Annotated in this window: 8 protein-coding genes; all 8 read right to left on the bottom strand. The window is 37.9% G+C overall.

Translation table 11 applies throughout. The features are described 5' to 3' along the window. Nucleotides 1-74 precede the first annotated feature (74 nt). Nucleotides 75-2,552: a phosphocholine-specific phospholipase C gene (locus B3E92_RS10550; protein WP_286896671.1), complete on the bottom strand. Its 2,478-nt coding sequence runs from the start codon at nt 2,550-2,552 to the stop codon at nt 75-77. 142 nt (nt 2,553-2,694) lie between these two features. Then, nucleotides 2,695-4,218, bottom strand: coding sequence for a SusD/RagB family nutrient-binding outer membrane lipoprotein (locus B3E92_RS10545; protein ID WP_286896668.1), 1,524 nt, complete (start codon nt 4,216-4,218; stop codon nt 2,695-2,697). Nucleotides 4,219-4,240: 22 nt separating this feature from the next. Beyond that, nucleotides 4,241-7,588: a SusC/RagA family TonB-linked outer membrane protein gene (locus tag B3E92_RS10540; protein WP_286896666.1), complete on the bottom strand. Its 3,348-nt coding sequence runs from the start codon at nt 7,586-7,588 to the stop codon at nt 4,241-4,243. Nucleotides 7,589-7,591: 3 nt separating this feature from the next. Beyond that, nucleotides 7,592-8,548 carry a FecR family protein gene (locus B3E92_RS10535; RefSeq protein ID WP_286896664.1) on the bottom strand — a complete coding sequence of 319 codons (957 nt, stop codon included), beginning with the start codon at nt 8,546-8,548 and terminating at the stop codon, nt 7,592-7,594. A 56-nt stretch (nt 8,549-8,604) separates the two neighbouring features. Then, nucleotides 8,605-9,159 (bottom strand): RNA polymerase sigma factor, encoded by a 555-nt coding sequence (locus B3E92_RS10530; RefSeq protein WP_286896660.1) that lies wholly within the window; start codon nt 9,157-9,159, stop codon nt 8,605-8,607. Between the two features lie 303 nt (nt 9,160-9,462). Next, entirely contained in the window at nt 9,463-11,046 is a 1,584-nt protein-coding gene (locus B3E92_RS10525) for a DUF3843 family protein (RefSeq protein WP_201639788.1), read from the bottom strand. Nucleotides 11,047-11,208: 162 nt separating this feature from the next. Then, entirely contained in the window at nt 11,209-12,006 is a 798-nt protein-coding gene (locus B3E92_RS10520; RefSeq protein ID WP_112374014.1) for a tyrosine-protein phosphatase, read from the bottom strand. 321 nt (nt 12,007-12,327) lie between these two features. Further along, nucleotides 12,328-14,730 (bottom strand): GumC family protein, encoded by a 2,403-nt coding sequence (locus tag B3E92_RS10515; RefSeq protein WP_112374015.1) that lies wholly within the window; start codon nt 14,728-14,730, stop codon nt 12,328-12,330. Between the last annotated feature and the right edge of the window lie 2 nt (nt 14,731-14,732).

Below are 14,732 nucleotides of genomic sequence, written 5' to 3'. Positions count from 1 at the left end.
CAACGAAGAACTAGGATCGCATAGTTAAAGAATTACCGCCAACAGATGCCACTTATCGATGAATCGTTTGCTTATTATCCTAACTGAGGATCAGTTTTCGAATGGTTACCCGTTTCTACGCGACCAGCGAACTGACGTATAAATTTGGTTCCCTCCACGTGCAGCGTCACATCATACCAACCATGGGTTTTATGAGATTCCACAATCCATTTCGTAGATTTCCCTGCCGCAAGTACAATAGATTTCTTCCAGGTGCTGTAAGCATTATCTTCTACATGTACATGAAATGATTTTTCCCCTTTGTTATGGACCTCCAGTACAAGATTACCCGTCAAAAGACCTTTCTTCCCGATTTGATAGGTCGCTCCAACAGATAAGGGTTCCTCCTGTCCTTTAAATCCTCGCATAAAACCATTAGGTCCGTACACAATCAAATGGTAAAGGTGATCTTTAAAGTCCGCCAAGTTCCAGTCAAAGCTTAGTTCCTGACCAGCAACAACTGCAAATGGCCAAAATTTCACTCCGTCTTTATAACTCGGGCCACTATAGACATTAAATGGGCTATTTAACGATTTACTACCAAATACCTTATTGCCAACTTCTAGTGTCAGATGAATCTGATTGTGTTCCTTAGCAAAAGAGTCTTTGACATAAAGCTCGTAAGCCAACGCGCTGGAGTTTTTCTGACCTTTCTCCTGTCTTGCCAGTAAAGTGGAATGACCTTTAGACCGCAATCCTGCGGCATCCTCTTTCGACCAAACATGAAAATTATTAGGTAGCGGTTTCGATTTCGCTTGATCAATCGCATAAATCTGCTGATTCCGATCAAGGAAAGGCAAATCAACAGCATTCGCTCCCTCAGCTTTCCGAAATATCGATGTCAAATCACCTGTAATGGCCCGGCGCCAAGAGCTGATATTCTCCTCTTTTACCTGCTTGCCCAACTTTTTTTCAAAGAAATGCTCCATAAACTGAATCGTCGATGTGATATCGCAAATCTCCGAATTGACCCAACCGCCTTTTGACCAAGGTGACGCCACAATCAAAGGTACGCGGTAACCGAGCCCCACTGGGCCTTCCGTTGCATTATCTTTTTCTTCACCGTCGGCAAGCTCCTGTGCTAAACTCACATATTCACCGCTATAATCCAATTCCGGAGAGGTCTTTCCTGAATGGCTATCTGCTGGATTAGGTGCTACAAAAGGAGGAATATGGTCAAAATAACCATCATTTTCATCATAGTTCAGAATAAAAATGGTTTTCTTCCAGACTTCTGGATTCTCTGTCAGAATATTCAAAAGCTCCGATACATACCAAGCTCCATACATAGGGGCGCTCGGGTGATCTGAGAAGCTTTGTGGTGCTACAAGCCAAGACACTGCGGGTAACTTTCCAGATTTCACATCATGTTTAAATTGGTGTAAAACATCTCCCTTAGGAACAGTAATCTTTTCACCTTCATGTGTCACCACGCTTGTCTCACGGTAGAAAGAATCACCCTCATTCGTCTGAAAAGCGCGTTCATGCAAGGCACGCTGTTCTTTAGGAAGCTGCTGAAAAGCATGATCCGTAAGACGTGCCAAATGTTTTTGATAGCTATTCAGCTGCTCCTGCTTCTGCTTGAGTTTATTCTGTGTTTTTTGTACACTCTCGGTATTATTATTCGCTAGTGCTTTTTCAAGTTCTTGAATCTCCGCTGGTAATTCAGCAATACGTTTACGCATAAAATCAAGATGGCTTTTCTTGAATTCAATATGATATTGTGCAAACCATTCCAAATTGTTGTCTGTAAAATTTCCCAACAGATCCTCACCGTTTAAGCCACTTTCTATGCTGACTTCATTTTGGTAGACTTTCCAGGAGATCCCTGCTTCTTCCAAGCGTTCCGGAAAAGTCTTCCAATGTGCCCAACGGTTAAAATAGATATCTGAATTCCGCACCAATGGCTTCGCCCCTTTATGTGGCACACAGGTTCCCGTCCAGAAGAAATGCCTATTGGTTGTTGTACCTGTAATAGACGAACAGAAGTGCTGGTCACAGATGGTAAAGGCATCAGCCAATGCATAATAAAAAGGGATATCCTCCCGTGTATAATAACCCATTGTCAACGGAATCTCTCTCAAGACCTTTCCTCCTGGTCTTTTCGCTTCAATCCAGTTATCGTGTTTTCCCTGATTCCGGGCAGCCATCTGGTTTTCCCAGGAATGTGGTAAGTTTCCGGTCCAGGCAGCGTTTGAGTTTTTGATATCCAGTCGGAACGGCGAATAAGTCTTACCTGCAGCCGACGACTGCAACCATACAGGGTTACCATTAGGTAATTTAATCGCCCGTGGGTCATTGAATCCCCGAACCCCACGAAGTGTTCCAAAACTATGATCAAAAGAACGATTCTCTTGCATTAATAATACAATATGTTCGGCATCTAAAAAGGTACTTCCTGTTATAGGTTCAATCGCCAATGCACGCTGTATGGCATCTGGCATAGCACTCTGTAAGCCAAAAACACCGGCTAACAATGAAGCCTTTTTGATAAAATCTCTTCTGCTATCCATAAATAAATTTGTTATCTCTCTACTAAATTCAATGGTCTGAGGCGAATATATCCATTCGCTGTCGTTTTTAATGTAACGTTTTTAACAAAAATCCCCGCAAATGATTGATCTCATCTGCGGGGATTGTTTTTTTTCGAAGGACTTATTTCAAAAGCCACATCAATTGGTTGATCTCATCATTGCCTTTATATTGGCGCTGCATTGCCTCGTCCAAATTTGCAGAATTATAATTGTACTCTAATGATGGGTAACGCCACCGCATCGGTATTTTATCCGGCGCGACTGAATTCAAACTTGATGTTGGATTGATCTTCCATTTAGGATAGCCTGTTCTTCTATAATCATAATATGGAGTCATACGTCCCTGCAAGTAACTGGCTAAATATTTTTGTGTCATAATAGCCTCAAGTTGTGCTTCGAATACGACCGGAAATTGACTTCCATAGGTTGCTACTGCTGTATTGATGTAGTTGGCATCCAATGGCATATTATGAGTATATTGAGCCGTATTCGGCGTATTATCCGCAATAAATTTCATTGCGGCTTCAATTCCTTTCTTATACCAATTAACGGACGATTCGGCAACCCAGCCCCGTGCGGCAGCTTCAGCTATCACAAAACATAGATGTGCATAACTGTATTGTTGTGTTGGTTCACCACTAACTAGTTCCGTATAACGGTCATTCAATTTAGAATAATCATTTTTCTTCTTTAACTCAGCAATTTCACTAAAAGAAAGAGAAGGATCTGTCCCTATGTACGCGCTAAAATCATTAGACTGTTTGCCGTTTGTGATCTGTAATGCGGAAGGATTCGCATAATAAAACAATCTTCTATCTTGATATTGTTTCAATCGGTCAATAACCTCTGTCGAAACAATAGGATAAATAACAAAGCTATTACTAATCTTATAAAAAGGATAAGTTTGGCTGGCTTTGTCCTCATGAACGACCTGAAAATTATCTGCATTACTACCAAAGATCGGTTTACTGGTCAAGATTGATTTAAAACGATCTTTTATCTTCAGATCGGCATCACTTTCTTTTTTGCTTAATTGAATAAGAACATTTAATGCAAAGCTGTTTACCAATTTGCGCCATTTCGTGACATCTCCAGCGAACAATGGATCACCATCAAATTTTTCACCTTCCGAAAAGAGCTTATCTGCAAGCTCCAACTCGTTCAAAATACCCAGAAAAACATCTTTTTGCGTATCATATTTTGGAAAGTAAACTTTATCCGTTTCCCCTTTTAATGCATCTTTATAGGGAATATCTCCGACACTCATAGTCCCCTCGTAAAACTTCATCGCACGAGCAAAATACATCAAACCATTATAAGAGTTCTTAAGTTTTTCGCTTGTTGCAAACTCTCCCATAAAATGAGCATCGTTGATCGAAGTCATTGAGATATCCCATTCTCCTAAACTATTATATTGATATCCCTCCGTCAACTCCGTCCAAGCGATTTCTTTGGTGAGCATATAAGGCTGCATAAACCCTTTAGTAGAAGGTTGACGTACCAAATTTAAAATTATACGAGTAGCCAACATGGAAGGTTTTACCACGGATGGTGTCTCAGGATTAGTATTGATCTCATCAAACTTGGAACAACTTGTCGACACCGCCAAAGTACCAAGGGCGATATACGTCAATAATCTTTTCATGTTCATATTTGTTTTGTAGTTTTTAAAAAGTAAGGTTAATATTGAAACCAATGTAACGCATCGATGGTGAACTTAAATCCTCAGACCCCACATCTGGATCTGAGAAACGGAACTCTTTCGTCCACAACAATAAGTTTTGCCCAGTCACGCCAACACTTGCACGTTTCGCTTTAAACTTCGAAGCGATCTTATCGGGCATTCGGTAACTAAGCGACAATTCACGAAGTTTAATGAATGTTTCGTCCCAATAATTCCATCGGCCTGAATAGGCTCGTTTGTAATACCCCTCATATGAAACCACTTTATCATTTGGAGCAAATACACGCGTATCCTCTGTAATCTGACCGTATTTATCATAGGTCACACTACCGGAAACAATTTTCACACCCGGAGCGATAAAGGTTTTATTGCCATTAACCACTTCCTCATAACGGTATGGTGTATCTGAATCAGGATGAGAACCTGTCTGCCATAAACGACCATTCATTGTTGAGTAGGACATCCCTTTAATTCGACCATCTAGGCTAAAACCAAATGAGAAGTCTCTATAACGAAACTGATTTGAAAAACCCCAAAACCATTTTGGCGCAGTATATCCTATTAATTGATTGGCATACTGAGCTGAAATTGGCATCCCAGAACTATTTAGTATCATCTGTCCATCCGGAGAACGCTCCCAGTCCTTATATTCGATATAATCGGCCCGCAATCCTTCCTTAACATATAATGCATCTTTTGAATATTGAGGATCCAACTTGTGGAAATAGCGCATGTTCTGAGAAAGGTTCATCGTAATATCCCACTGGAAATTTTCACGCTTAATCGGTGTACCTCCCAATGTGATTTCATGCCCTTTAGTCATCTCCTCCTCCTTTGTATTGATCAAACGCTCCTCAAATCCGGTAGTTTTTGAAATCTTAGCTTTGACAATCTGATTGTGTAATAAGCGATAGTAGCGGGTATAATTACCGTACAACCGATTATTCAATACCGCGAAGTCAAACCCGAACTCGGTCAAATCGCGTTGCGTAGGTGAAATCGAGTAGTCTTTGATAATATTTGGATAAGAGGCTGTTGGTAGGCCATTCCAAACATTGCTTGTTACCGAAAAAGTTGAATTTATCTCATATGGATTCAGTACGGATTTTGTAATCGCCCAAGATCCCCTTACCTTGAACATATCCAACCAAAGAGGTTTTGATGGAAGCAGGTCCGTAACAACAACACTTCCCGAAACTGAAGGATAAAAATAAGAACGATGATCCTTTGTTAACGTTGAAACCCAATCATTACGTCCAGTAGCTTCCAAAAAGATCGCATTTCGCCAAGACAAAGAAAGACGTCCATAAAGCCCATTTCGCATTTCTTTAATACGGGACTCAACCGCTTTCGCCGGATCGATTGAATTCCGTAATGAATAAAATCCTGGAATTGACAAACCGTTAACTGTATTCGCGATCAAATTATTATCCTTGCTGTAGAAAATAGACCCCCCTAATAATCCATCAACTCCCCAGTCGCCAAAATTTTTCTTGGCAGTAAAAATCGCATCGTTCGTAGTCGCAAAGCCATCATAATCGGCTTTCATATACTTCCCTTTACTATCAAAACCACCGAAATCTTCAAATCCGCCCCGTGTTCCATATATTCCGATCGGATTTTGCTGTGTTCTTGACTTGCCATAATAATCATAACCCGATCGCACCATGAATTTCGCCCAATCGTTAACCTTATAATTCAACGTAACAGCGGCATTCACCTTATTGATCAATTCGGGAGTAGTTTTTTCGTGCGCGATCAAGTACGGATTATCATACCACCCTTTATACATCCAGTTTTGAGACTGGTCTTTCACTAGCCAATAGTCTTTGTAATCTTTCAAATTATATTCGGGGCCGGTCCACACTAAGATATTATAGATGTATCCTTGATCATTATAGCCGGAACCAAAATTATTAGAGGAAGAACTTCGGTTATACCCAAGCCTAGTCTCTAAGTCAAATTTCTCACTGATCTTTGTTGTTCCTGTCACCGAAATATTTGTCAGGTTCAACTTTTGATTGGGGTACTGTCCTTTATTATAAATATGATTAATGGATGTTCTTATGCTTCCATGGTCCCCTTGATTAGTAAAGCTGACAGTATTATTGGTGATAAACCCTGGTTCCAAAAAGTTTTTAAAATTGTCCTTACCCCTTGACGTAAGCTCACTTACTTCATACTGTTTGCTAATTGGATTCCATTGTTCGGCAGTTCGGCCAATATCCAATTTATCCCCCCAGACATAATCATCATTGTTAAATTTTCCGGACTCTCCCGAAGAATAGCTATGCTGTACCTCAGGCAACGCAAGATAGCCTGAAAAGAACATATTATTGGTATTCACCGTAATCTCTGTTCCTTTCTCTGCTAGACCTTTTTTGGTCGTGATCATGATTGCTCCTCCTTGTCCCTTACTTCCATAAAGGGCGGTAGCGGTAGCTCCTTTCAAGACCGTCATATCCTGGATATTGTCAACAGGGACATCCCTTAGGTCCATATTTTCGTAAGCCACGCCATCAATGACCAAAATAGGTGTCAGTCCACGTACTTCGATTTGTGGTGTTTTGTTAAATTCTGTACTATTCATAACACGTACACCGGAAATACGTCCGGTCAAAGTCGTTCCGACATCTACTCCTTTCACACGCGTCAAATCTTCTCCCTTCACACTTTGAGTTGAATAGCCCAAAGCCCTTTGCTCTCTTTTTATACCCAACGCTGTCACAACAACCTCTTCCAATGCTTCGGAAGATTTGGCTAGTTTAATAGTCCCTGCTTGTGTCGACAAAATTTCAACACTCTCATACCCTATATAGGAAATCAGGAGGATCGCATCGTCAGCGGTATTTGGCAATTTGAAAACACCATTGCCATCCGTAGTAACAGCAACAGCAGTCCCTTTCACACGTACTGTGACACCAGCGATAGGCTGACCTGTTTCCTGATCGACAACCTTACCCCTAATCTCGTTGGAAACAGCGGAAATCGGCTTATCATTCTTACTTCTAACATCATTATTGGTTCTCTTCGAGACCACATAAAGCTTCTCATCAATTTTCTTGACCTCCAGATTTCCGTCCGAAATGGTCTGAATAAATTGAACAATCTGCTCCTTTTTCAATGTACTCAAATCAGCTAAGTCATTGACTTTTTGATTTGATATCGAAGCGTCATAGCCAAATTTGACATTAAATTTTTGTTCCATTCGTGTGAGGATTTTCCCAATTCCTTCACTGGTAGAAAATTGTGATGCCATGGTCTGAAGTGCAAGCGACTGAAAGAGCAAAGCACTCCCCATAAGTTTTAAATAGTAATTGGTTCTTTTCATAAATTACTTTTTATGGATAATTATTTGATTAAATGCGGTATTAAGCATCGTAAGTGATTTTTCTAGATCACTTGCTGGTAGATAACCTGTATAACTTTCCGTCCGGAAAGAGTCTATCAATTCGAGGTTACTATCCGGATAAAGGTTATTGAGATCGGCGACGATCTGGGTAAGAGGAACTTGATTAAACGATAAAAGATCACTCTTCCAATTTGTTGCACTGGTCGTATCTGCTTTGGATACATCAAATTGCTTTTGTCGCTCATCATAGGCAACTTGCTGCCCAGGTTTCACAATGGAATATTCCTTCCCGCGAGATACACATACGCGGCCATGATTTAATACCAAACGGCTGTGCCCCTGCGAACAGTTTAAGTTAAAGGCTGTGCCCAGCACACGAACATCAAAGTCGCCCGAACTGGCTATCACAAAAGGTTGCTCAGGATTTTTGGCGACTTCAAAAAATGCTTCCCCAGAAAGCTTTATCCGACGTAAACTGTCTGTATCGAAATCTGACAACAATTCAATCTCTGCCCCTTGTCGAAGAGAAACATGTGTACCATCTGGCAATATAAGGCGCTTAACAAATTTTGTCGGATTGGAATAATAAACAATTTCAGAAGCTGTCGTCCCATGTTGTTCCTTAAATTTAAATTGGAATAGGCAGGCGAGACCGATCAACAGTAAACAGGCGGCGGCAGAAATGACAGACCAACGCCTTTTCCAAATAGGTATTACTGGCTGAGTCAACGAGGTCCCTGTAATCGTAAAGAAGATATCCTCGGAAGTTGTTTTGTTCAGTTCACAATCGCGATCGTCCAACGCAACGACTTCCTCCACATCTGGAAGTTCATCCCTGTCACAAGATGTCAGTAAATCAAGAAATATGGCGTTTTCCTCGGGACTAAGTTCTCCCTTAAGGAATTTTTTATATAAAGCAGCTATTTTGGAATTCATCATCTATGCCCATCTTTAAATACATATACGTAACTAGATGACCGAAAGACGATGCGGCTCTAAAAAATATTTAAAAAAATCAATAGGGCTATTGAAATCTCAAAATGATCAATAATATATTGCCGAACGAACTTATTGCCTTTGACCAATTGATCACGGACGGTATTAACGGAAATCCCAAGCCTATCTGCAATTTCCTGATTATCCAAAAACTCTTCTTTACTCAAAAGAAAAATATCGAGTCGCGCTTTTGGGAGTTTTGAAATGGCCTCACGATAAACTCGCTCCAAATCTTTAAACCGAATAGCTTCCTCATTCGAATTGTCTACCAATTTGGTCTGATCGATATCTGAAGCTTGAAATTGGAATCTGATCTTTTGTTTCCGCAATTCGTCAAATACAAGGTTTCGGGCAATCGTATAGAGGTAAGACTGCGGATTTTTATTTCTGTCTAATTCCGCCCATTTTTTCCAAATTCGGGAGAATGTTTCCTGGACTAAATCTGCGGCAGCTGGCTCTTCTTTCAGATGTAAATAAGCATATTTATACACTTTGTCCTTATACAACAAAAAGAAAGTTTTAAAATCCAGGGCATTATTATTTTCAATAGGCATTCTTCATCACATATAATTGATCATACAAGTTTAGTGAGAATTTTTTAAAATATGCCCATGAAATACGTAGGATGTGTGGCATGTAAGCTCAAGCAATATAAGTGGTAACAATTTAATTATAATGAATTTATATTAAATTAACACTAGTATCATGGGGTTTTCGATCAACAAAATAATAGCCAGAAGACCGCGCAATCTTATACAACAAAGAATAGCCTGACTTAAATACATAAAAAAGTTCCATTGCAGGTAGACAATGGAACTTTTTATGTATTCCTATAGTTCTTTAGTCGACTACACAAGTTATTTTAACAACGGAAATGGTCCCAAAAAATAAGTTCCTCGCTTATAGAAACGGAGAAAGAAATCAAGCACCGCATCGTTCACTGGAAAGAAGAACTGCTTATCCACCTCCGCCTTAAATAGATTAACATAGTACTTCGGCAACTCACTTGGGAAGAAATCTTCAACCAAAAGATTCAAAAAATACCGTGCATAAGGTACCTCACTTTGATCATCTTTCTGTACAAAGTTGTTATTCTTTAATGGAAAAAATTCCGCTATACCGCCAAAAACTTCTAAACCCGTTTTTGGATTAAAGAATACCGTAACTTGGGCATCTTCCGTAAGATCCAAATTTGATTCTGGAAGTGGAGATTCTTCTTTGCTCGGGTATTTTTGTTGATACTTCTTAAAGAAATCTGTTGCAAACTCCTTCACTTCTTTTCCTTCCATAAACGCAACAGCCGCCTTATGTTCTGACTGGAACAATTTGCCCATATCTTTCAGCTGCTTTTCAGTTTTCTTCAAACTCTTATCCTTACCATTCAAGGCCTCAATGCGATAAGTCATCTCATACTGCTCCGGTAAATCAAAATTTACCTCATCGGTATTCACAACGGTCATGATTCCAGAGAGATTCCAAGCATCTTTCCATGGCACAATTTCCATATAGAAAGATAAGGTTTCCGTAGGTTCAACAAATTGCTGTATAGAGTCCTTAAAGATTTTAAATGCTGTCTTTGTACCGATATGTTTTACATGCACATAAAGCTCGTCCGCTTTTACATATTCAAAAAAACTATTAATACGATTACCTAAAGTTTTGACAATACCATATAGCGCATGTTCTTTGCCAACCACCTCAGCTACAAATTCAGATGCCTTCAATGCAAACAGATGCAGTCTGTAATTATTGAAATGGTTATCTCGAACGCGATAGATCATCTGTTGTAACTGATTCTGATCGTGTTGATATCGCCCTATCTCCGCAACTTGCATCAAATGATTGAGATTGGTGTTATATTCACCCGCTGTCAGGTAATTTGTGGCAACAAGCTTTTCAATAAAATTACGGACTTCAAAATAGTTCGCCCCTTCGTCCAAAACATATTCTAGTTTTAACTTTTCATTTTCAGGAGCAACTTCATAATGTTCTTCCAAGATCGAATAGGCCAAATCTGTAACCAATTGGATCAAACGACCACGGGGATCAATAAATAAATGTGGATTACGTTCACTGAAAAATAACCAGGTCAATACAGCTATATCTTCACTATTAATATCCTCAGCATAATAATCCGTTAGGTCATTATCATTATAAAAAGGCAAAAGTTGATTGTATAGTTCTGTATGGATCGTTCTAAAAGCAGCAAAAATTCCTGTTTTCGCAATAACGTCTTCTAAGTAACACGTTAGATAGATACTCAATGTCTTTAAAGCATCGGTATGGATGAGATCATTTGTCTCTTGCTCCTCAAACCATAGTGTAGATAAACTATCATTGATTTCATTTGCAACGCGTAAGTAATAACTATCTATTTCGTTTGTTTTTTGATAAGTATGGTGTGCTATCCAGTCTTGAATAAAAATTCTGTTTCCTCTCATATGAAAAATGCTAAAACCAAAAGTAGCCAAATTTTCGAAATATCCATACGGGCAAAACACAAGATAGCAGAAATAGGACTCACTATTCGCCACTTTTCTTAACAACAAAATATATTAAGACGAATTAGACTAATTATTTTAGGAATAATAACTTCAAAACTACTAACCAGCAACGTTCACACTATCAAGTGTTAAGTGATCTTGAAGCGACGAGTTAATTATATTACAAGTTTTAAGTAAATCTCTAACAGGATATTTTGCAACGACCTCTTCCAATGCAACTAGATGGCGTTGGTGATGAGTATCTGTTCCGACAAAATCATACATACCCGATTTGATCATGGTTAATGCAGCAGATTTAACTTCAACACCGTAATAACGACTTATCGATAACAAATTTAATTGTAGCATACATCCTGCATCCTTAATCTGCTTATACATATTAAAATTATAATGATAATAGTTATAACGCTCCGGGTGAGCTAAAATTGGTTTATATCCCAAATTCTGAATATCAAGGATAGTTTTAAATAACGCTCTAGACTCTTGAAGATATGACATTTCAATAAGCACATAACCGCCCGGCATTACACACAACTCATTTGAACCGATTAATTTCTCAATCCCATCATCTACCATATGTTCAGCAGCATGAAATATCTCTGGAGAATTTGGTATCTTTTTCAATTCTTTGACCAACAAATCCTTTGATTTTTCAATTGTACTCAAAGTGTTAGGATGAACACCTTCTATTATATGCGGCGTACAGATAAATTTATCAAATCCCATTCTGTTTAAGCCTTTAATTAACTCTATCGACTGATCAACAGATTGACTTCCATCATCAATTCCTGGTAAAATATGGTTATGCATATCGACCTCTAGAAAGGCTAATTTTCCTACAACCTTTATCTTTGAATCCTTTTTCTTGCCCGTAAACAATTTTGACAATATCCCCATATAATAATCAAATAATTTTAAAGTAATTTAATAGAAACTACAAATATAACGGAAAACATAAACAAAACGCTACAGTTAAACATAATTTATTTAAAAAACCAATTCCTTTCTATAGAAAAAACTAAATTAATAGTTGTAACTAATTTTTGTAAAAGCTCAAAATATTACATTATAACCTTTTATTTACAGTTTATGCAGAAATGCTTTGAAACTGCTTTTCAAAAAAACTCCAAATTAATACAGCAAAAAGAGTACCAACAAAAAAGCACCAATACTAAATATTGATGCCTTTTAATAATTGATATAATATCTGATAACTAGCTACTTTTTAGCAGATTTAAATAAATTTCGAAGAAAGTCGAATCTTCTACTACTCTTATCTTCTCTCTCACCATAACCATAACCGTAGCCATAGCCATAGCCATAACCTCTGGCAAAATCGACATCATTAATTACAAAAGCCATATTTTTCAATTTACTTTGTTGATAAAGCTCTTTAGGCACTTGTAACAATCTTTTATCGAGATAATTTGCTCGTGACACATAAATAGTTAAGTCGGCATTATGGGCAATTAATACAGTATCAGTCACTAAGCTCACGGGAGCCGTATCAACCAAAACATAGTCATAATTTCTACGTCCGTACTCAATAACGTCGTCAAAATGACCGTTCATTAAAAGTTCCGCGGGATTTGGAGCGACATAACCCGAATAAATAATATCAAAATTGTAATTCCCTGGTTTCTTTATTACGATATTATCAAGTTCCATGTCGGGATTAATCATATACTGCGTGATACCTATATTGGTGTGTTGAAGGTGAGCAAGTCCCAAATAATCCAAAACTTTAGGACTTCGGATATCTGCACCGATCAGAAGTACCTTTTTCCCAGACATGGCAAGAATTTTCGCTAGATTAGTTGACACAAACGACTTCCCTTCTCCAGACGTTGTTGAAGTAATAAAAATAACTTTCGAATCATTTTTATTAGGTCCCAACATGAAGGACATATTTGTACGGAGTATTCGAAAAGCCTCGGCTAATGAAGAACGATCATTCTCCTGGATGATAGGATGCTCACTTCTAGGAATCTCTCCCAATATAGGAGCTTTTATAAGATCTTCAATATCCTTCCTAGACTGAATTTTGTTATCCAATAAAAACTTTAAATATAATATACCAAATGGCAAGATCACGCCAACAATTAAAGCTCCTAACAACACAATACTTTTCTTAGGAGATACTGGAATATTGGAGCCAAAGGCTTCATCAATAATCTTTAAATTGTCCGGTGTTGCTGCGGCCTTGATCTCATTCTCTTCTCTTTTTTGTAATAAAAAAAGATAAAGAGATTCGACAATCTGCTGCTCTCTTGAAATATCTTTAAATCCACGTTCTTGTTTAGGAAGATTACTCAATTTACCTTGTAACTCCGATTTCTTAGCTTGGGCAGAATTTAGGGCTAATTGTGTAACGTTTCGGTAATTATTTAATGACTTTATCACATTGTTATTCAAGACCCTAATATTATCATTGATATTTTTAATGACAGGATTATCAATAGTAGAAGACTTCAATAAATCATCTCTTTCTAATACCATCTTATTATACTCAGCAATTGTCTTTTCAATTGAAAGATCCTGAAGGCCGATATTTGTAGGCAAAAGTTCGGTATTGTTGGATTGCACATATTGCTTCATATAATCAACCAACTGAAGCTGAGTTCTTTGTTCTACAACTTTCTTATCTGATTCTGAAGCATTTTCAAGAAAAAGCTTCGCTTCAGATTCAACATCAATTAGACGATTCCCTTCTTTAAAACTTTCAGCTTTACTATCGACATGAGACAAATCCCCAGAAATTTTATCGAGTCGCTCGTTGATAAATTTAGACGTAGCCTTAGTAAGTTTATCTTTATCTTGAGTAAGATCTATATTATATTGATTAATTAATTCATTAATAATTTTAGAAGCCTGTAAGACTGAGGCAGAAGTAGTTGAAAAATTAATAATATAGGATTGCTTTTCTTGATTAGGAGTCACATTTATATCCTTCACTAGATTCTCTAATGCATTCAACCTAGGAAGAACTGTAATGTTTATACTTTTATTAATAAAAGACTGAATAATTGGAGTTTGAGGCAAAAGAATAATCTCACCTAAACTTGACTTAACTTTTGTTCCAAGAAGAATCTCTTTTGTATTCTTTCCAAATTCATCTTCGAGAATTACTTTTGTGGGAGAGAGTATATCAACACGAAATCGTCCTTTTATTGTATCTTGGTAAGATATATTTGAATTTACCAAAAAGAGGCGAATTGGGGATTCTTGTTGTGCTAACATTTCTTTCTTAAATCTACCTTCAGAATAAGAAATGTTCAAATTCAGCGTATCGACAACTTTTCCCGCCAATCTTCTAGATTTAAGAACATCAATCTGATCCATTACTTTAGCCGTATTACCAGTACTACCAGTGATAGATGCGAGATCCGCTAGGCCAGCCAACTCACCTTTACCTTCATTTTCATTTGGCAGCAGTATTTTAGCATCTACTTTATATTGCTTAGTTGCAAATTTAAGATAAAGAAATGCACTAAATAATACGATTGAAATAGACAAAACAAACCATTTCCAATAGTAAAAATATTGCTCAAAAAGGGCTTTTATATTTATTTGCTGGTCTTCTTGTGAATCAGAACTCAATTGAGATAAATTATCAGGCATAA

The sequence above is a fragment of the Sphingobacterium sp. UBA6317 genome (assembly GCF_002440385.1).
Classification (GTDB): Bacteria; Bacteroidota; Bacteroidia; order Sphingobacteriales; family Sphingobacteriaceae; genus Sphingobacterium; species Sphingobacterium multivorum.
Note: the sequence above shows the minus strand (reverse complement) of the source record. Positions and strands in the feature narration are given on the sequence as shown.